Source organism: Leptothoe sp. PORK10 BA2, assembly GCF_034932105.1.
In the GTDB taxonomy this organism is placed as follows: Bacteria; Cyanobacteriota; Cyanobacteriia; order Phormidesmidales; family Phormidesmidaceae; genus Leptothoe.
On record NZ_JAYGIG010000016.1, the window covers coordinates 33950 to 54271 of the forward strand.

Consider the following 20322-nt stretch of genomic DNA (forward strand, 5'->3'; position numbering starts at 1 on the left):
TTCAGGGATCGGATTTGAGGATCAGATTCCAGCATCAGATTAACCAGGCTCTGCCAAATAGGTCTGTAGGTGGGGGTGCAAGGCATTGCGTGCCGCCATGGCATGCTCAAAACGCTTATTTTGATTTTGTTGAGTCAGCTGATCAAACCAGTCGGCGATGGGATCTGGAATAGTGACAAACTGACGCCACTGTAAATCGCCGCTGACGGTGGGTAGGGTGATTTTATCGACGGATTCCCCAGTCAGGGCCTGGAGACCAATTAACCCCAGAGCATATACATCGCTGCTCATTACCGGCCGACCAATCCGCTGCTCTAGGGGCTGATAATCCCGCTGCATGAGCAACTGCTTACGATATTCAGCTGACTGCTGGCTGACGTCGATCATCACCCGCTTGCCCAGGCCACTGTCCACCAGAACCATTGACTGACCATGGTTTTCTCGACCATTGGGCTGAATGAACGCGTCATCCCTTAAGCCTGCATGGACCTGTTTGTGACGATGAAATATCCCCACTTGCTCCAGCAGGCGGTCCATCAGCAACAGCACGGATTCCAATGGCCACGGGGTGTTGAATTTTGCTTGTAGTAGTTGTTCCTGGTCAAAGGTTTCGCCCAGCCCATGCACCACGTAAAACGTACTGTCCACTTGGCCATAGGTATATCCTGGAAATAGAGAGCGTAGGGGTTGAAATTTCTCTATCTCTTTTTCCATAGCTCGCTTCAACAACTCAGCGGTAGCCGGGGAATAGGCTTTGAGAGTCTGCAGTAATACGAGGGAATCTGTCTGTTTATCGAGGGCAATGGAAATCGGTCCTAATGGTTCTTGACGGAGAAAATACTGCACCTGATAGCGTTCCGCCGCAAACCTGGAAAAGGAGTTGTTTGAAACTAGGGAAATATTGGCCGCCGCTGGCTGTGTGCTGCCGAACTGGGGAGTGGAGGGTGACTGGGCTAACCCCGATGGCTTCGGCTCGACCGGCACTGAAACCGGCTTGGTTGTTTTGACAATGGATAGCTGGGTCTCAACTCGGGCCAGGGTGACGGCAAAATCGACTGGCTTGGTAATGTAGTCATTAGCCCCCAACTCAAACGCCCTTACCATGTCATCACTTTGTGCCTTGGCCGTGACCATCAGTACCGGTAGCTGATTACGAGAATAGGTTTGACGGATACGCCTTAGGGTTTCAATGCCGTCGATGCCCGGCATCATAATATCCAGTAGCACCAGGCCAACGTTGGAGTTATTTTGAATGTAGTCTAGGGCAGCTTCTCCACTCTCCACCACCACCGATTGGTACCCACGACGGTTGAGGCGACGACTGAGCATGTCGCGATTGTCTTCATTGTCATCAACCACCAGAATCGGTAATCCACTAAAGAGATTGCGAGTTCTTTCGGCAGCTGTAGTAGCGGGTGGCTCTGAATCGGTGGGGGTAATAGCTGTAACTGGGGCAATAGGAGTAACCGAGGGTTCCAGGTCGACGGCAGTAGCTGGGGTAATGGCCGTGACTGGGGCAATAGGAGTAACCGAGGGTTCCAGGTCAACGGCATTGGGAGTAATGGCCGTGACTGGGGTAATGGGTGTCACCGCTGCCGTTGCCGGAGTTGGCATGGAGGTGTCCTGTATGGGGGTGACGGGTATAATGGGAATCACTTGTGCAGGGGTCGTTTCTGGCTTTGCCGAGACTTTGGACCGCGCTGGAACTAGCTGTTCCTCCGACAGGAAAGATGCTATTTTGCCGAGTAATCGTTTGAGATCGATGGGCTTTGTATCATAGTCATCACAGCCTGCTGCCAATGCCTGATCCCGGTCACCCCGCATGGCATGCGCGGTTAAGGCAATGATGGGAACATTTTTTGTATGTGGCTGGGCCTTCAATCGTCTGGTTGCTTCCCAACCATCAATTACAGGCAAACTCATGTCCATGAGAATCAGATCAAATGGCTGGGCAGATGCGATCGCAATGGCCTCCGCACCATCCACAGCTATGGACAAATCATAACCCCGACGACGAAGGCGTCGACTTAACATATCCCGGTTGAGCTCGTTATCTTCAACTAATAAGACTCTTGTCATATTCCCCTTAATTAACCTCAGCCTACAGTTACTACCGGGTTAATCAGATACACTAGACACCGGATCGATGCTAGAGACTGAATCTGTCGCATTAGGCGTTGAACCCGCCTTAGCCAAGACCACCGCCTGTAGCTCATTCAGTAACTCTTGACGATTAAGATCCGCTTTTTGATACACCCGAGCCACACCTTCTAGCTGCTGCTGATCGCTGATCGTCAGCGCCTTAGCCGTTAGCACAATGACAGGAATATCCCGCCATTCAGAATTTTGTCGCAGCACCTGAATAAACTCAAACCCATCCATTTCAGGCATCATGAGATCTAGCACAATCAAATGGGGTTGATTCTTATCTAGAAACTGCAACGCCTCACGGCCATTGGACGCCAGCTCAACTGTCCAATCTTGCCGTTGTAAAAAACGCCCCATAATCTCCCGCGCATTGACATCATCTTCCACCACCAAAATAGTAGGAGAGGGCTGCCCTGAGAGATGGGTTTCCAACACACTGATTAACCGCTTACGATCAATGGGCTTAGTTAGGTAATCAACCGCCCCTAAGCTATGTCCCATAGGACGGTCATCTATCATAGACAGCAAAATAACGGGTATTTCAGAAACAACTGGCATTTCTTTTAGTTGTCTTAAAACTGACCAGCCATCCATTTGCGGCATCATTACATCTAACGTGATCGCATCTGGCAAAATTTCACCCGCCAGAGCCAGACCCTGTTCGCCGCTGGAGGCGCAGACCACGTTATAGCCAGCCTCATCCAGAGAACGCCGCAAAATCTCGCGGGCATCATCATCATCGTCAATCACCAGGATCGTCTGTTTAGAAGCACTGTGGTTGGAAGAGCTGCCGCTCTCAGGCAAGCTACTTTCAGCGGCCAGGGCAGGGGCAAAAAATGTTTTACTCTTCGGATTCGCCACCTGTACTGTTTGCGGAATGATTAACGCAAAGGTAGTGCCTTGGCCCTGAACACTTTCTACCGTAATATCCCCGCCCATCATATTAATGAACTGCTTAGTAATCGCCAGCCCTAACCCCGTACCCCCATATTTACGGGTGGTGGATGCATCGGCTTGGGTAAAGGCATCGAAAATCTTCTCTATTTGGTCATCCTTCATGCCAATGCCCGTATCACTGACAATAAAACGGAACCAGGGGCCATCATAGGTCGAACTATCAACCGTAGGGATCTGCTCAACCGTTAGGGTAATATTTCCATCCTCAGTAAACTTACAAGCGTTACTCAGCAAATTAAACAAGCTTTGGCGGAGCTTGGTTTGATCGGCCTTGAGGTTGCCAACATCCTGGGGGCAGAAAATTGACAAATGGTTATTATTTTTCTGGGCAACAGGGGCAATGGTGCCAGCAATATCCCTTATCATTTCCTGAATGGAGAAATCTTCCAAAAATAGCTCCATCCGCCCCGCCTCAATTTTAGACAAGTCTAGAACTGAGTTAATTAATCCAAGTAAGTGTTTGCCAGCCCCCTGAATCTTTTGTAAATCAGGTACAAAGTCCTCCTCACCCAGATCCGTCGCTTCCTCTTCCAGCATTTCACTGTAGCCAATGATGGCATTGAGGGGAGTGCGCAGCTCGTGACTCATGTTAGCCAAAAACTCACTCTTAGAGCGGTTAGCATCTTCTGCTTTCACCCGCGCTTCCTCCGCTTCTTCCATGGCCTTCATGAGCTTGGTTGTGCGGTCTTGGACACGACTATCCAAGTCGCGATTTAACTCCATTAGCTGCTCTTCCGCCTGCTTTCGCTCCGTAACATCCTGCAAAAACAGGGATAGTCCATCGCGTCCCGGATAGCCCCTGACCTGCAGCCACCGTTGGGTAGGCGCATAGTAAGTTTCAAAGCTGACTACCGTTTGCTCAGCCATAGCCCGACGGTACTGCTGCTCATAGCGTGCCCCCAAGGATTCTGGAAAAATCTTCCAAAAGTCTTGCTCCAAAAGTCCTTGAATACTACGCTTCAGCACTTCAGCTGCCTGGGCATTAACGTAGGTTACTTTCCAACTGCGATCAACCGCGACAAAGGCATCGGTAATATTTTCCAATACGCTGGTGGTACGCTGACTAGATTGCCGCAGCCGGGCCACTAACCCGTTGGCCACTATACCAATCAACGCCAGAGCGACCAAGTAGGCTGCATTGCGATATATGGCTGCCTGCCTAAACGATATTCGGCTAGCTTCGCTATAGGTACTTTGTAGCTCACGAATATTGCTCGTCAGGGGTAAATTGACTACCTGATCCAGTAGGGCATCGGCAACCGGCTTGTTTTCTAGAACCGTTTGGGACAACTGAATGACCTGGGCCACATCGTCCGCCCTAGAAAACTTACCCGCATCGAGCTTCGATTTGACCGCACTCAGTTCTTTCTCAATCGTAGTCACCAACTGTTCATCAGTGGCCATGATATAGATCAAAACATCATCGATCAGTCGTTCAAGATCAGCATCGCTGGTATTTTTTAGGCTATTAACCAAGCTAGGTAGTTGAACCAATGCATTTTGCAACTCTGCGTTGGTTGCTTGGAATTGATTCACCAGCTCAGTTTTTTCCTTCAGCAACTGAGCATCACGGCTAATCAGGCTTTGTAATCGAGTCCGATCGTCCCTGACAACAAATCCAGGAATTCTTTGGGCTAACTCCTCCTGAGTAGACAGTTCTCCAGCTAAGGCTTCTTCCAGCGGCTTATCATGCTTCAGAAGCGTGTAGCGTTCCTTCAGTATTGCCAGCTCAACTTCGGTATCACTTTCAACTTGGTTAGCAATTAAATCTGCATATTGTTGATATTGGCTAACATTCACCGACTTGCCTTTGATTCCTAAGAATGCCAGGAGTAGAAAAGCGGCGACCACACCTGCCCCTTTAGATAAAGAGTCTCGATTCACTAGAATAACCTCCTAAAATTGTCTCTATATAAGGGGAACGACCATTGGTAAATATCACAGGCTTCTAACAACAGAGTGATGTAGATGGCAAGGATCAAACTGCTCTGCAAACCCTGCCCATGAATGACAGGCTCAGCTTGTTCAACGTCACACTATAGAAATATGGATGCCCATATGCTCCACTGGTTGGGGAGTTGCTTAAACATAAAAGTAAAGTAGGGCGATTTTGATCGATAAAACCTAGGTTCGATGGTGCCCCTATACAGATAAAAAAGTAATTTACTGGAATTTATATTGAGTAATATATTGAGATTTTCATCCTTCAATCAGGGCCGATGAGGCCGAACTAATTTTTCCATCGCTAAATTTCAGCAAGAACAAAACTTCTTTATAAAGATGCTCTGTAACTATCATTAGTTCCGGAAGATACGTGTTCATAGTAAAGGACATTGTGTATATTGCTACGGATAACCGTGATGATATTACCTCCAATCAAATCATGGGTCACAGGTCTGAAACCTCTTGGAGTCAAGGTTAGGGTCTTTAACGCTAGCCCACAACGGGAGCCCTGTCGACTGTCGTCAAAACCAATGATTGCACCTCATTCAGTAGGTCCTGACGATTAAAATCAGCCTTTTGATAGACCCGAACCACTCCGTCTAAAAGCTGTTGATCCTTAGCGGTTAGGGTTTTAGCTGTCACAATAACGATCGGAATATCTTGCCAAGCAGATGTTTGGCGCAGCACTTGCACAAATTCAAAGCCGTCCATGCCTGGCATCATCAAATCCAACACAATTAAGTCGGGTACGGTGTGATGGAGATAGTCCAGGGCCTGGTGTGCGTCGGGTGCCAGGACAACAGACCAATTAGGGTTTTGCAAAAAGCGGCCCATAATTTCCCGAGCATCAGCATTGTCCTCAACCACCAAAATTTTAGGGCATGGTTGGCTAGGCAGTTGAGTGTTTAGAACATCCAATAGACGTATGTGGTCAACTGGTTTGGGCAAACAGTCAGTGGCTCCTAGCTGTAGGGCACGGTTAGACTCCTCGGTTGTGGTCAACACAGTAATCGGTACTTCAGCTATCGTTGACATGGCCTTAAGATCCTGTAGCATTGCCCATCCATCCTGCTGGGGCACCAGCATATCCAAAATAATGGCCTCAGGCAGTAGTTCCCCAGCCAGGGCCAAGGCCTGTTGCCCAAGACCACCAGACACAACGTTGTAACCAGCATCTGTCAACCAGCTGTGTAAACTTTCCCCAGTATCTCCATCATCGTCAATGACTAAGACGGTCTTTTCCGATGCTCCATTCGATAATTCATGAATGCCTACTAGTGCTTCCCGCTCAACCATGCGAATAGGGGGAGCGAAGAAGGTTTCATCGGAGGGCCTATCCACCTGGACGGTTTGGGGGATGGTCAAGGTAAAGGTGGTGCCCTGACCGTAGGTACTGTCAACGGAGATATCTCCCCCCATCATGGCAATAAACTGTTTGGTAATGGTCAGGCCTAGACCTGTACCTCCGTACTTGCGCGTAGTCGATGTATCTGCTTGGGTAAAGGCTTGGAAAATCTTCCCCATTTGCTCCGTTGTCATACCAATACCAGTATCCGTTACCGTAAACCGCAGAGAGTTGTCCTCATGTCCTTGGGCGTTAGTCATTACGGTGGGCTCAACGGCCAGGGTAATGGTGCCATTTTCAGTGAATTTACAGGCATTGCTTAGCAGATTAATCAAGCTTTGTCGGAGTTTGACTTCGTCTGCATGGAGCACACCAATGTCCTCCGGACAAGACATCGATAGCTGATTAAAGTTCTTGTGGGCTAAGGGCTGAATCGTGCCCATAATCTCGTCCATGGTGGACTTAACATCAATGTCCTCCAGAAAGAGCTCCATTCGACCAGCCTCAATCTTGGATAAATCGAGTACTGAGTTGATCAGTCCTAATAGGTGTTTGCCCGCCCCTTGGATTTTTTGTAAGTCGGGGACAAAATCCTCTTCGCCAATACTGGTGACATCTTCTTCCAGCATTTCGCTATAGCCAATGATGGCGTTGAGGGGGGTACGCAGTTCATGGCTCATGTTGGCTAAAAATTCACTTTTAGAACGGTTGGCATCCTCGGCTTTTATCCGGGCTGTTTCCGCTTCTTCCATGGCAGTTGCCAATTGGGTTGTACGGTCTTTGACCCGCTCGTCCAAATCCCGATTGAGTTCAATCAGTTGTTCTTCCGCCTGTTTACGTTCTGTAAAATCTTGCAAAAAGATGGATAGGCCATCCACACCGGGATATCCCCGCACCATCAGCCATCGTTCAGTGGGCTCATAGTAGGCTTCAAAGCTAACTACCTGTTGCTGAGTTGCCACAGCTTGATGATAATTTTCCGTAAATCGCTTTCCCAGGGATAGGGGTAAAACTTGCCAAACATCCTCTCCTAGCAGATTCGGGATGTCCCGCTTGAGAATATCGGCTGCCTGGGCATTGACATAGGTGATCACCCATTTTCGATCTAGGGCAATGAAGGCATCAGTAATGCTTTCTAGCACCTTAATGGTCTTTTGGCTGGTCCGACGCAGTCGGTTGATCACCCAAAATGCCACAATGCCTGAGCTAGTAAATGACAGTATGTAGATCAGGTTTCGATAAAATGCGATTCGTTTCTGCGTAGTTTGTTGTATGTCGTCAAACTGAGTTTCGAGGGCTCGAATATTATTCGTCAGCGGTAAAGCCATTATCTGACTACTGAGCTGATCGGCGGCGGGTTTATTAGTTAAAACTAACTGGACTGATTGGGCCATTTGCCGCTGGGTCGTTGAAGTGGTCCCCAGTTTTGCCTCTAGACCCCTGAGTTTTGTTTCGATCTCCGTGACGAGTTTTTTATCGCTGGTTACGGCATAAAGAAATAGATCGTTGAGTAGGGACTCTACCTCTAGACGGACGCTACCGATTAGGCCATTGAGCACATTGGATTCCTGGGAAAGCGCTGTTCTTAATTCCGCATGATGAATTTCCAGTTGCTCAACCAGCTGTCGCTTTTCAGCGAGTAATTCCGCGTTAAAGTCTAACTGTTTCTGTAAACGATCTTTATCGTTGTCTGATAGAGTTTGGGGAATTTGTGTCATCAGCTGGGCTTGTACTTGCTCTGATTCAAGCAAAGCCGTGTTTAAGGCTTGTCCATTTTGGGAAATGGTATGGCGAATATCTTGTAAAGCTAGCTGAGCAGCTGCCTCATTGACCAGGTGATCTGAAATTAAGGCACTGTAGCTACGGTACTGATCAAAATCAACGGTAAAGCTTTTGAGACCTAAAATTGTTAGGACTGAGAGTGTAGCGACAGCGGGTATACCCTTTAAAAAATGCTTTCGTCTGACCTCAGGCATCTCCAAAAATCCCAAAAATATAGCTTTGCGCACATAGCTCACACCATAGGTGATTGATTAAAACGATAGATAGCAATAGCTATGTGCGGCGCAATCTGATGAAGGATTTCATCAGATTGCTATATTGTCTGACTGTTAATCAGAAACGTTTTATATAGCTGAGTCATGGCTCTAGCCTTAGGTTTTAATCCGAAATTAGCGATCGCAACAAATACACTGATGGTATTGAGAAAGCTTTAATCACAGCAAATTCCCAAGCTGACATCTCCTCCAGTACCTTAATCAACATCTGTGTTGGCAGCTAATCCGAACATTTACGTAGGATCGTTGCAAAAATTCTAAAGTCAGAACATCCTGGAAGTAACGGCATCATGGCAAGTGCTCTTAAATCAGAACATTCTAGACATAACGTCCCCGTCTGAAGACATTGAAGTACTATCCAATATCTTCTCCTTACAAAGCCCAGGAGCTTACATCCGATTAGATCTGGCCATCTTAAATCTAATTAAGGGATGAAACGTCAACTATAAAGTAGGCGCTTAGGACATTACGGGGCTAGGGATTGACCGGTTAACTGCCTGGGCGATGGGTATGAGGCTATGCACCAGCTCAGCCATCGCTTCTAGGCTAAGGGTTTGTCGAGCATCACTCACGGACTGCTCCGGTTCTGGATGGCATTCAATCATCAAACCATCGGCTCCGGCTGCGATCGCACCCCGAGCCAACCCCGCGACCAATTCACGCTTACCCGTAGCATGGCTAGGATCCACCAACACAGGTAAATGGGTAATTTGCTTAAGGGCCACCACGGCCCCCAGATCGAGCACATTGCGGGTATAGCTATCAAAGCTACGAATCCCCCGCTCACAAAGAATAATATTCGGATTCCCATGGCTGGCAATATATTCCGCCGCCATCACAAACTCGGCCACGGTGGCGGCCAAACCACGCTTGAGCAATACGGGTTTGTCAATTTCCCCCAATGCCTTGAGCAGATCAAAATTTTGCATATTGCGGCTACCCACCTGTAACACATCGGCATGGGGCAGTAGCTTCTCAATTTGATGGATGGCCATCACCTCCGTCACCACCGGCAGACCATAGCGTTGCCGAATGGCGGAGAGAATATCCAATCCCACCTCCCCCAACCCCTGGAACGCATAGGGCGATGTGCGAGGTTTGTAGATGCCGCCGCGCAACCCTTGGATGGGCAAATGAGCTTGGGCAATAGTTTCCATTTGGGCCATGCTTTCAATGGCACAGGGGCCGCCAACGATAAATAGCTGTTGGCCACCGACGGTAACGGTGGGGGTAATGACTATTTCACTGGTGTGATTAGCATGGGCTTTGGCAACAAGTTTGGCATCCTTCATGGTGGTAAAAAAATAAACGGCTAAAAAACAAAAAGCCCGCAGCCTGTAAAGGCTCCGGGCAAGGTCGTACGGCACAGCGAACGCTACCTACCCGGTGGCGGCGTAAAAAAGAAAACTGTAAATTGCCAGCTGTGACGAACGATCATGGTGCTCAAAAGGAAAATGGGTAGGGGAAAATTAGTAAAACCAGCAAAAAGCCCGTAGATAAAACAAAACCGCAGGGCTTTCACTCTGCGGTTCACCGGCGTCCCATGCTAGAGCTAGGGTTCAGGGCCGGTGAACCTGGCTAAACCAAAAGTAAAAAGACTTGCACTGCATGGCTGTTAAAAAACTGAGACGGACATGATTGCGATGTACCTAGGCTAGCGTGCCAACTTTAAACCGTCAACCCAGGGTGAACCGATGCCCAGCTAGATCACGGCAATACATTCAATTTCCACCAGCACATCCTTGGGCAGACGAGCCACTTCCACACAGGCCCTCGCCGGAGCAGTGGCTTCCTCAAAATAGGTGCCATAGACACCATTCATGGTGCCAAAATCATTCATGTCTTTTAAAAATACGGATGTTTTGACCACATCGGCCATGGTGGCCCCGGCGGCGGCTAAAACAGCCTTGAGGTTATCGAGACATTGCTGGGTTTGAACCGCCACATCCCCATCCCCCACTAAAGCTCCACTGCTGGGGTCCAAGGCCACTTGCCCAGAGGCAAACACCATCTCGCCGGAGGCAACAATGGCCTGATTGTAGGGACCGACGGGGGCAGGGGCCTGATCGGTTTGAACGATGCGACGAACCATAACACGACATTAGATAACTAGCCAGAGTATTCTACCGGAAAATCCGATAGCGTCTGTCACCTCGGCCCTAGAGTGAACTATGGGAGCAAGTCTCTAATTGCCATAGGAGCCGTGCCATGGATGTTACTTTTAGATCAACCTGGTCCACCCCCGGACCGGTCGTTTTCTCATAGCAGAAACGGCCCGGCGTCAACCCACTAACCATATCTGTCCTGATCCCATGGCTGACATTAATCGTGTTACCGAGCTTTATCAAGCATTTCCCCAGCAGTTTCGCAGTGTCATTCTCAGCACCGTCAGCGCCGATGGTATGCCCCAGGCAAGCTATGCCCCTTTTTTAATGGATGACGATAGGACCCTATATATCTATGTCAGTGGGTTGTCTGCCCATACGGCCAACCTCAAACAAACCCGCCGGGCCAGTGTGCTATTAATCGAAGATGAAGCGGCCACCAAGGAGATCTTTGCTCGCCGTCGACTGACCTATGAATGCTCTGCCGCACCCTTACCCCGTGACACCAGCCAGTGGCAAACGTTAATCGATCGCTTTGAGCAGCAATTTGGTCAGGTGATTGGCTTGATGAAGGATCTGCCTGACTTTCAAGTATTCCAGCTACAGCCCCAAGCAGGACAATTTGTGATCGGCTTTGGGGCGGCGTACCGAATTAATGTCAATGACCTCAATAGTCTGGAGCCTAGGCGTCAGGACTAGGCTCAGGCTGGGCTAACACCCCATTGAGAAAAATATCGGCCAGGGTTTCTGCCAGTTCCTTCATATCCTGGGGAGAACTAGCTTCGTCGGCCAGGGTGGTTTGGCTAAATCCGGCTACGGTAAACATGCCCAGGAAAATTCGAGCCACCACCCGAGGATTCATGGGGCGATAGGTGCCTCGATCCATGGCGGTTTGAAAAAATGCTTCGGCCACATCGGTCATTTTGGAAATTACTTCCGCCTGTACCCGTTCTCGCAACTCTGGGTGAAACTGTGCTTCCATAAAACACACCCGCAGCATGTCGGTATTGGCAGACATGTTGAGCATGCGTTTGCGCATGACCTTGCCAATGGCCTTATAGTTGGCCATTTCACTCAGCTCAGTTAACAGATCGGTGAGCAGGTCCACCCACCCCCTGGTCGCCACCTCGATCAAAATAGCTTTTTTGTTTTCAAAGTGCCGAAATAGGGTGCCCTCGGCCACTCCCGCCGCTTGAGCTAGATCGCGGGTGGTGGTGCCGCCATAGCCCCGCCGGGCAAATAGCCGCTGAGCCGCCCCAAGAATTTTCTCCTGGGTATCGTCTGGGGGCGACGTCAAGGTTTTAGCAAATTGCATAGGGTAGGATACGACACGTACGGTTAGAAAACTGACGTTGCGGAGCCTCTCCTACAACAACGACACACCAAGGCCATGGGAAACCCCTCAAGACCTTGGGTTTATTCTCTACCGTGAGCTGCGCAATCAGGTCATTGGTTAACAGAAGCTTACATTCAGCTAAGGTTAAGGCCTGATTTGCTACGCAGATGCTAGGACAGTTGCATCGGGATGGATGGGGACATGGACCTCATGGCAGGCGGTATCGCCTAGGCAAATGCCCATGCCGCGAGCCGTCTTCACCAACGCATCGCCGGGACTTACCGCTTGGTATTCAGCAATGGCCTCGGCAATGGGGACATGGACCACCTGGCGGTTTTGCCAGCTCACCATGTGGTCATACTTGCCAGCGGCGATTAGGTCTACCGCTTCCACCCCAAAAGTGGTGGCGAGCACCCGATCTAGGGGTGACGGGGTGCCACCGCGCTGCACATGGCCCAGGACGGTGACTCGGGTTTCTGCCCCGATTTTTTCGGTAATTTGGTCAGCTAGGTGTTCACCGATACCCCCCAGACGGCTCTGGCCCAGGCGATTTGTCTGGACAATTTTTTCCCCCGCTTCGGTACAGACGGCCTCCGCCACAATGATGGTGGCAAAATTCCGCTTCAGCCCTTTGATGGTTTGACAAATGTTGTCAATGGAGTAGGAAATCTCAGGGATCAGCACGATATCTGCCCCACCGGCGATACCGGCGTTGAGGGCAATGTGCCCGGCGTCGCGACCCATCACCTCTAAAATCATCACCCGAGAGTGACTGGCGGCGGTGAAATGTAAACGATCTAGGGCTTCGGTGGCAATGTTTACTGCCGTGTCAAACCCGATGGAACGCTCGGTACAACCAAGGTCGTTATCGATGGTTTTGGGAATACCCACCAGGTTCAGTCCCCCTTGCTGAGCCAGGCGGCGCAGGATGGCCATGCTACCGTCACCGCCGATGCCAATTAGGGCATCCAGGCCCAGAAGATGGTAACCGTCGATGATTTCTTGGGAGCGATCGCACGTGGATCCATCGGGCAAGGGAAAAGCAAACGGGTTGCCCTGATTGGTCGTGCCCAACACGGTGCCCCCAGCCCGAAGTAAACCGTGGGTGCTGGACACATCAAACTCCACATATTCAGGCGGCCGTGCCATTAACCCCTGGGTGGCACGGGGAATTCCCACCACTTCCCATCCATAGCTGTCGGCCCGATGTACTACGGCCCGTAAAGCGGCGTTGAGGCCAGCACAGTCTCCACCACTGGTAAGTAGGCCAATTCGCTTAATGTCCTCATGCTGTCCCATAGTGTCTACGCTTTCGCTATAAAATCGCGTCTCAAGCCTACAGCGTTTGGGTGACGCCCAAGGAGACTAAGCTGCCATTCTGAGAAATTATTGATAGGACGATAGATTCTGCAACATTTTTGTATCTTCGAGTTACGGTTTTTGTTGCTATATCAAGGATTTAGCCGTCCTTTCATGTTCTGAGTAACAAACACTTGAGGGGACTGGAACTGTTCAGTTTACTGAAACCAATGGGTGTAATTACTGACATTAATTGCCCGGTTTATTGGGAGTTGATTTGTCTTTACCAGAACTTGTCCATCGGCCATCAACTCACCTTAACAAAGCCATAGCAACAATATTGTTTTAGTAAATGCACGGCACTTGACCCGACATTCTGAATGGGGTTGATTATATTTGGCGTAACGGCAAATCAATCCGTAATACGCTGTTGAGCGCGAATTGGTTTGTACGAATATCAGGACATCTTCCGGTTAGGTCTACTAACCCTTGTTAAGAACAGTAAGGTTAAGGTTTTTTACTACGGAATCCAATGGCAAAGGCCATTTTAAGTACTGCTATAGGGGCTTTGGTTGCGTCTGTAGGTGTTATTGCTGCAACACCTCAGTCTGCGACCGTCCAAGGGTTTAACGGCAGCTTTGCTCCCGAACGGTGGGAGTTGTTTAATAGCAGTCCGGCATTTCCCGGTATCGATAATTCTCAATTAACTATTAATAATGTCCCACTGGCCCCGTTTAATGGCTCAGTGGATTTTACTAATGCTCCTGATTCCCTCACCCTATTAGGGAGTAATCAGTCTGCCATTTTGGATCAGTTTGGATTAAGTTGTAGTTCCCCTAACCTACCGGTTTCCGCCCTCTTTTTGTGTGACACCAGCTTTACCACGGTTTTTGTCACGGTTCCTGAAGCCAGTATTTTTTCGTTTAACTGGGATTACACCACCACCGATAGCCTTGGTGCTGCGTTTGATCCCTTTGGTTTTGCCCTGGGTAACTTCCCCCCCACGGACCTCCGTACCGATGGCGTATTTACTGAGCTGATTGATCGAAACGGACCTGCCCGACAGTCTGGGACAGCGTCGGTGAAGATTGCGGCCAATCAAGTATTTGGGTTTCAAATTGGCACGGCGGATAATCAAGGCGGTCGGGCCATGACTACCATCAGTCAGTTTCAAGTGAAGCGGATTGACCCTGAAGAGCCCACATCAGTACCGGAGCCAGCGTCGGTGGTTGCGATCGCACTCGCCACGGGCCTCGGTCTACGCTTCAGTAAATCGTCTCGTTCCGGCAAATAGCCTTTGGCCATGACGTCCGAAGATGGCCTTTGGAGATGGCCATCTCCGGAGATCGATTAATCGGCCATCTCCAAAGCTTTGGGAACTTGGACAATGGCATTGCCGGTGGCCGGGTCAAATAAATGAATGTGCTCCACGCGAATGCCCAGGGTCAGTTTGTCCCCTAGGCGCGGTATCTGGTCTTCAATGCCGTCCAGACGGACCAATAGGGTTTTTTCTTCCGCCAGCTGGCCCAGCGCTGCACCATCCAAATCGACGGTGAGATAGGTTTCACTGCCCAACGCCTCGGTGCGCTGCACCGTCACCTCCAAATGTTTGGGGGCAGGCACCGCCAATCGTAAATGTTCGGGACGAATACCGAGGGTGAGGGTTTGATTGGCATGGGGCGCTAAGATCGGCTCCCAATGGCTGGGTAATGTGAGACGAAAGGCCGGATGGATCAGGGTTAGCGGGGCTTGAATCTGCACCGTGAGAAAGTTCATCGGTGGGGAGCCAATAAACGATGCCACAAATCGATTGGCCGGATAGCGATAAAGCTCTAGGGGAGCTGCAATCTGCTGAATCACCCCCTGATGCATCACGGCAATCCGATCCCCCATGGTCATGGCTTCTACCTGGTCGTGGGTGACATAAATGGTGGTCGTGCCCAACCGTCGCTGGAGGCTCACAATCTGGGCACGGGTTTCGGTGCGCAGCTTGGCATCCAGATTGGACAGGGGTTCATCCATCAAGAACACTTGGGGGTTACGGGCCATGGCCCGCCCCAGGGCCACTCGCTGCTTTTGTCCACCTGATAGCTGTCGGGGCAACCGTTTTAACAATGGGGTAATTTGCAAAATTTCAGCAATGGTTTTCACCCGTTTGGCAATGGCCTGTTCCCGCTCTGGCCAGTAATGAAAGCCCGGGGGCAAAAATCGGGTCAACCCAAACAGGGCTTGCTGCCAGCCGCTAATCGGGGGCAGATCCCCAGCGGTGCGCCGCAGCCCAAAGGCCAGGTTGTCGTACACGCTGAGGTGCGGATAGAGGGCATAGCTTTGAAAGACCATGGCCACATCCCGCTGTTTGGGAGGGAGGGCATTGACCTGCTGGGAGCCAATGGTAATGGTGCCGCCCGTAATGCTTTCTAAGCCAGCAATCAGGCGGAGCAACGTGCTCTTACCACAGCCCGATGGCCCCACGAGCACCATAAACTCGCCGTCCTTCACATCCAGGTAGATCCGCTTTAACACCGGCGATGATTTGGCATCGGAGGATGAGCGCGGAAATGATTTGTAAACGTTGTCTATAACAACCTCGGCCACGTTTGATTCCTAATTTGGTATCGCGATCAGGGGGTAGGTCAACGCTACTCGGTAACGCGATCTACAGATACCAGAATATCGGTAATGGTTTCACCTCGGGTGGGGGTCAAGATGCGATCGCAAGGTTGACTACGGCCCTGCACAGGTACCCGGTTCACCGGTAAACGGGCCGCTCTATCTTGACTTGTCATCACCGTAAAGTCAGTCCCCTCCGGTACCTCCAGCAATGTCGCCAGGCGATCGCCGTTTTGACTAAACTTAAAGGACTGGGACCCAATACCGCCCCGGCCACTGCGATTGATCGTCGCCACCTGCATCCGTTTGCCATAGCCTTTTTCCGACATCAGCAATAGCTTGCTATTGTCCTGAATCGGCACACAGCCCACCACCGCTTCCCCCTTAATCACCCGAATCGCCTGATTTCCCTGGGCACTGCGGCTGGTGTCCGGCAACTGCTCTGGATCAATGGCAAACCGCAGCAGCCGCCCCCCCGAGGAGGCTAACACCAGATCCTGATCCAAATCAGCAATCACAGCATAGGCCAAGTGATCCTCTGGCTTGAGTTTAATCGCCACTAAGCCCCGGGCGGTGATGGACTCAAACTCCGTCATCGGCAACCGTTTAATTTTTCCTTGGGCTGTGACCAAAATTACCTGCCGTGCCATCACCGATTGATCCAGCAAAATTGGTGGCAATAGCCCATCAGGGGTGAGACCAATGGCATCCGGCAGCAGATTAAACAACGGTCGTCCTTTGGACTGGCGCTGGGCCATGGGGATGTCATTCACCATCACACTGAAGGCCTTGCCCTCTTGGGAAAATACCAGCAAATTATGGGTAGTCCAGGCAAATTCCGTTTGAACCGGAATATCGTCCTGCTCCGTAAATTTGTTGGTGGGCAGAACTTGCTTACTTTGTTGACGCTGGTAGGCGCGGGGGGTAAATCGGCGGACATAGCCCTTGCGGGTAACCTCCACCACCGTGTCCTCCTCCAAAGCCTTAGCCGTAAGGGTCGCCAACCGGGTCTCTTCCTCTTCCCGTTCGCTATCGGATCGAAGCCGAGTACGCCGTTCATCCCCAAAGGATTTTTTGAGTTTTCTCAGATCCTTCTTTAGACACTTCAGCCGCTCTTTTCGATCCGATAGCAGCAGTTCTAGGGATTCTTTCAGGTTGGATAGCTCCTCAAACTCATTGAGTAAATTGTCCTGCTCCAGCCCTACCAACCGACGCAGGGGCATGGCCAAGATGGCATCGGCCTGGCGCTCACTCAAATCAAATCGCTCACAAAGCTCCACCTTGGCGGTCGGACCATCGGGAGCCGCCCGTAAAATTTCAATCACCTCATCAATGCTATCGAGGGCCGTTAACAGTCCTTCAACAATGTGCAACCGCCGATCGGTTTTCTCGAGTTCGTTACTGTACTGACGAACTAAGGTTTCCTCACGGAAATCCAGGAAAGATTGCAGCATTTGCCGCAGGGACATCTGCACCGGCTGTCCCCCATCAATCGCCAGCATGATCGCCCCAAAATTGCTCTGCAACGGCGTCATCCTGTATAGGTCAGCCAAAATACTGGGAGGCTGAAACTCTCGCTTCAGTTCAATCACCACCCGCATGCCTTCCCGATCGCTCTCGTCACGAATGTCGATAATGCCCTCGAGTTTGCCCTGGTTGACTAAACTAGCCACCTTTTCAATCCAGCCCGCCTTATTTACCTGGTAGGGCAGCTCAGTCACCACAATGGCATTGCGCCGCTGCCGTCCTTTCCCCGGCTGTATTTCTTCAAACCCAGCAATGCCACGCACAGGGATACTGCCCCGTCCCGTGCAATAGGCATCGTGGACCCCTTTCGTATCAATAATCTCACCCCCAGTGGGAAAGTCTGGACCGGGGATCAGCTTAAACAAGGCGTCATCAGAGAGGGTAGGTCGGTCAATTAACGCCACTAGCCCATCAATGACTTCCCCCAGGTTGTGGGGGGGAATGTTGGTGGCCATCCCCACGGCAATGCCAGAACTGCCATTGAGCAGTAAGTTGGGCAATTGGGCTGGCAGTACCGTGGGTTCCTGTTGGGAACTATCAAAGTTATCACTAAAATCAACGGTGGCTTCGCTGATCTCTCCCAGTAATGCCTGATGGCTCACGGGGGCCAGCCGGGTTTCCGTGTAACGCATAGCAGCCGGTGGGTCATTATCCACCGAGCCAAAGTTGCCATGGCCATCTAACAACGGATAGCGGCTGGAAAAATCCTGCACCATGCGCACCAACGCATCGTAAACAGCCTGGTCACCATGGGGATGATATTTACCCAGTACATCCCCGACGACACGGGCACATTTTCGAAAGGGGCGCTCCGGGGTTAACCCCAGCTCGTGCATGGCATAGAGAATCCGCCGATGCACTGGTTTAAGCCCATCGCGCACGTCGGGCAACGCTCGCCCGACAATTACGCTCATGGCATATTCCAGATATGATCGTTGCACCTCTGTATGAAGGGAAGTGACAACAATTTGCTCATCCGAAAATGCATTTAGCTGGTTTGCCATGATTTCGTATCCTTGAAACCGCCTTGAACGTAATAAATAAACTTTGTCCACGGCCAGAACTGCAAGGTTGCCGTAGATAAAAACCTAGGTTTTATTTTGGACGTAGTTTAGCCTTACCAATGCTGTACCTTATACACAAGCGCTATTGATCCGCAATAGTTAAGATCGAAATCGATCAAGAACTCAATAGACCGATGAATGCCTGCGTCCTTGAGTAATGTTTTTTAGATCAGCTCTATCATGCGTTGGCCAAGGTTCCCTCGGCCAACAGCTGACAAAAATTGTAGTAACGTTGCTGTGTTATCGAAACTGCCTATGAAAACGGTTTTAATCGTGGAAGACGACATGATAAACGCACGCGTTTTCTCCAAGATTTTGACCAAGCGGGGAGGCTTAGGGGTCAAACACACTGAGAACGTGGAAGAAGTCATGCAAATTGCCGAAAGTGGCGAAGTAGACGTGATTTTGATGGACGTTTCCCTTTCCCACAGTATCTATCAAGGAAAACCGGTAGATGGCATCCGCATTACTCAGATGCTAAAGGCCAATAGTGCCACCGCCAAATTACCGATTATTTTGGTCACGGCCCATGCCATGGATGGTGATCGGGAAAACTTCTTACAACAGAGTGGGGCCGATGGCTATATCTCAAAGCCCATTGTGGATCACCAAAAGTTTGTTGATGACGTTAAGGCCATGATAGGTGAGTAGAGCTTGGGATAGGGTTAGCTCCCCCAACCCTATCCCAAGCATTTGTGACCATAATTTATGCCATGGTTAATTGCTACAAGCTAGAAATAACAAAGGCTATGGGCGAGGCAACTGGCCGCAAGGCTTGCCGCTAGTTGCTATATGAGCCCAAATTCTACCCGGCTAATTTCGGGTAGTTCTGCAAAAGGCTGGACGTGAATAACATTATAATAGTTCGAATGTACTACTCGTCTCATTAGATAGTACATTTCGTAAAAAAGCTAATGCCTTGGCGGAGTGATTGGTCCAGGGTGATCGGCCCAGAGTGAGATGATAGCCCAGTTGTTTGCCTAAAGTCCGGACAGAACTTCCTGAAGTCCAGGGGTGCCAAACATCGCTTCGGTGGCACTGATTAGACGAGCACCCCAAAGATTGTCTGCTAAAAATTCCAGATCGGCATAGCGACTATCCCGTTCTAGGGCAATCGTGGCTGCTTCGATGGCCGCTGGTCGATTGATATTAGCCGCATAGCGAGCGGCGGCAATGGCCAGGGTGGGTTCGGGTTCTGCCTCGGCCACCTCCAAGGAACGTTCCCACTGTTTAATGGAGGGTTCTACCTCGCCCATTTCATATAGCACCAGACCAATGTTGTTAATAGCGGGCCAGAAAAGTTCGTCGTAGCTAACGGCGGTTTCGTACTGCTCAATGGCCTTTTGGTAGCGATTGAGTTTGTAATAGGCATTGCCCAGATCAAAATGGGCTCCCGAATTGCTAGGTTCTAGGCTCAATCCCTTCTCTAGCGCATTGGCTGCCTGGAGGTACTTAGCTTCGCTAAAGTAGGCCGAACCTAGGCTAAACCAGATGACGGGGTCATCACTGTTAATGGCTTTAGCATTCTCTAGGGCCGTAATTGCCGCCGCACTATCCCCAACCTGTAGATGTAAACTGCCTAGCAAGGTGAGGATTTGGGGATCTTGGGGGGCCAGCTGAGCGGCCAACTGAATTCGAGCCAGGGCTTCATCGTACTGCTGGAACTGGGCCAGCTGGGCAGCTTCTTGGGCCAGGTTGAGTCCAGTGGCCGTCAGCCGCTCTTCGTCCAAGGGCAGGGTATAGGGCAGTAAGGCTTGGGCATCTACGGCGCGGGCCGTCCAGCTACAGCCAAACAGGGCGAGCAGCGTAGCAAGGGCGGGACGAGTAAGCCGAGATATAAGCTGATTCATAGAAAGTAGGCGGATTAGATAAAACTGGGTGAAATCAGGTGCCTAGGTGCACTCAAGGACGTTTAGCGACCATTTAGAGG

The 20322-nt window shown here is 50.4% G+C and carries 13 protein-coding genes and 1 pseudogene; 3 read left to right on the forward strand and 11 right to left on the reverse strand.

What is annotated here, in order from left to right:
• Positions 1-39 precede the first annotated feature (39 nt).
• The 6 genes and pseudogenes from VB741_RS06755 to VB741_RS06775 all read right to left on the reverse strand — a co-directional run bounded on the left by VB741_RS06755 (position 40) and on the right by VB741_RS06775 (position 10543).
• Entirely contained in the window at positions 40-1614 is a 1575-nt protein-coding gene (locus VB741_RS06755; protein ID WP_442786312.1) for a response regulator, read from the reverse strand.
• A 105-nt stretch (positions 1615-1719) separates the two neighbouring features.
• Positions 1720-2079: pseudogene (locus VB741_RS26260) on the reverse strand (response regulator); the annotation flags it as partial.
• Positions 2080-2118: 39 nt separating this feature from the next.
• A complete protein-coding gene (locus VB741_RS06760) occupies positions 2119-4989 on the reverse strand; it encodes an ATP-binding response regulator (RefSeq protein ID WP_323364393.1) in 2871 nt (956 codons plus the stop codon).
• A 549-nt stretch (positions 4990-5538) separates the two neighbouring features.
• Entirely contained in the window at positions 5539-8370 is a 2832-nt protein-coding gene (locus VB741_RS06765; RefSeq protein WP_323364394.1) for a response regulator, read from the reverse strand.
• 539 nt (positions 8371-8909) lie between these two features.
• Positions 8910-9743 (reverse strand): 3-deoxy-7-phosphoheptulonate synthase, encoded by an 834-nt coding sequence (gene aroF / locus VB741_RS06770; RefSeq protein ID WP_323364395.1) that lies wholly within the window; start codon positions 9741-9743, stop codon positions 8910-8912.
• Positions 9744-10153: 410 nt separating this feature from the next.
• Positions 10154-10543: a RidA family protein gene (locus VB741_RS06775; protein ID WP_323364396.1), complete on the reverse strand. Its 390-nt coding sequence runs from the start codon at positions 10541-10543 to the stop codon at positions 10154-10156.
• A 220-nt stretch (positions 10544-10763) separates the two neighbouring features.
• On the opposite strand from VB741_RS06775, the gene VB741_RS06780 reads away from it, so the two are divergent.
• Entirely contained in the window at positions 10764-11255 is a 492-nt protein-coding gene (locus VB741_RS06780) for a HugZ family pyridoxamine 5'-phosphate oxidase (RefSeq protein ID WP_323364397.1), read from the forward strand.
• On the opposite strand, the gene VB741_RS06785 is transcribed toward VB741_RS06780, so the two are convergent.
• Together VB741_RS06785 and VB741_RS06790 are read right to left on the reverse strand one after the other, a co-directional pair.
• Positions 11239-11871, reverse strand: coding sequence for a TetR/AcrR family transcriptional regulator (locus tag VB741_RS06785; RefSeq protein ID WP_323364398.1), 633 nt, complete (start codon positions 11869-11871; stop codon positions 11239-11241). The two genes, VB741_RS06780 and VB741_RS06785, sit on opposite strands and share 17 nt — an antisense overlap.
• A gap of 180 nt (positions 11872-12051) precedes the next feature.
• Complete coding sequence (locus tag VB741_RS06790; RefSeq protein ID WP_323364399.1) at positions 12052-13191, reverse strand: ATP-dependent 6-phosphofructokinase; 1140 nt, start codon at positions 13189-13191, stop codon at positions 12052-12054.
• A 532-nt stretch (positions 13192-13723) separates the two neighbouring features.
• Between VB741_RS06790 and VB741_RS06795 the strand changes: the two genes are divergently transcribed.
• Entirely contained in the window at positions 13724-14485 is a 762-nt protein-coding gene (locus VB741_RS06795; protein ID WP_323364400.1) for a hypothetical protein, read from the forward strand.
• Between the two features lie 56 nt (positions 14486-14541).
• On the opposite strand, the gene VB741_RS06800 is transcribed toward VB741_RS06795, so the two are convergent.
• A complete protein-coding gene (locus tag VB741_RS06800) occupies positions 14542-15786 on the reverse strand; it encodes an ABC transporter ATP-binding protein (RefSeq protein ID WP_323364401.1) in 1245 nt (414 codons plus the stop codon).
• 44 nt (positions 15787-15830) lie between these two features.
• Entirely contained in the window at positions 15831-18332 is a 2502-nt protein-coding gene (gene gyrA, locus VB741_RS06805) for a DNA gyrase subunit A (protein ID WP_323364402.1), read from the reverse strand.
• Between the two features lie 315 nt (positions 18333-18647).
• Between gyrA and VB741_RS06810 the strand changes: the two genes are divergently transcribed.
• Positions 18648-19043: a response regulator gene (locus tag VB741_RS06810; RefSeq protein ID WP_323364403.1), complete on the forward strand. Its 396-nt coding sequence runs from the start codon at positions 18648-18650 to the stop codon at positions 19041-19043.
• 329 nt (positions 19044-19372) lie between these two features.
• Here VB741_RS06810 and VB741_RS06815 read toward each other — a convergent pair whose 3' ends face one another.
• Positions 19373-20242 carry a tetratricopeptide repeat protein gene (locus VB741_RS06815; RefSeq protein WP_323364404.1) on the reverse strand — a complete coding sequence of 290 codons (870 nt, stop codon included), beginning with the start codon at positions 20240-20242 and terminating at the stop codon, positions 19373-19375.
• Positions 20243-20322 lie beyond the last annotated feature (80 nt).

What these genes read in the sequence shown, in the direction of transcription:
- VB741_RS06755 (WP_442786312.1), bottom strand. Translation starts at nt 1,614, where the DNA reads ATGCCAACTCCGGCAACGGCAGCGGTGACACCCATTACCCCAGTCACG.
- VB741_RS06765 (WP_323364394.1), bottom strand. Translation starts at nt 8,370, where the DNA reads ATGCCTGAGGTCAGACGAAAGCATTTTTTAAAGGGTATACCCGCTGTC.
- aroF (WP_323364395.1), bottom strand. Translation starts at nt 9,743, where the DNA reads ATGAAGGATGCCAAACTTGTTGCCAAAGCCCATGCTAATCACACCAGT.
- VB741_RS06775 (WP_323364396.1), bottom strand. Translation starts at nt 10,543, where the DNA reads ATGGTTCGTCGCATCGTTCAAACCGATCAGGCCCCTGCCCCCGTCGGT.
- VB741_RS06780 (WP_323364397.1), top strand. Translation starts at nt 10,764, where the DNA reads ATGGCTGACATTAATCGTGTTACCGAGCTTTATCAAGCATTTCCCCAG.
- VB741_RS06785 (WP_323364398.1), bottom strand. Translation starts at nt 11,871, where the DNA reads ATGCAATTTGCTAAAACCTTGACGTCGCCCCCAGACGATACCCAGGAG.
- VB741_RS06790 (WP_323364399.1), bottom strand. Translation starts at nt 13,191, where the DNA reads ATGGGACAGCATGAGGACATTAAGCGAATTGGCCTACTTACCAGTGGT.
- VB741_RS06795 (WP_323364400.1), top strand. Translation starts at nt 13,724, where the DNA reads ATGGCAAAGGCCATTTTAAGTACTGCTATAGGGGCTTTGGTTGCGTCT.
- gyrA (WP_323364402.1), bottom strand. Translation starts at nt 18,332, where the DNA reads ATGGCAAACCAGCTAAATGCATTTTCGGATGAGCAAATTGTTGTCACT.
- VB741_RS06810 (WP_323364403.1), top strand. Translation starts at nt 18,648, where the DNA reads ATGAAAACGGTTTTAATCGTGGAAGACGACATGATAAACGCACGCGTT.
- VB741_RS06815 (WP_323364404.1), bottom strand. Translation starts at nt 20,242, where the DNA reads ATGAATCAGCTTATATCTCGGCTTACTCGTCCCGCCCTTGCTACGCTG.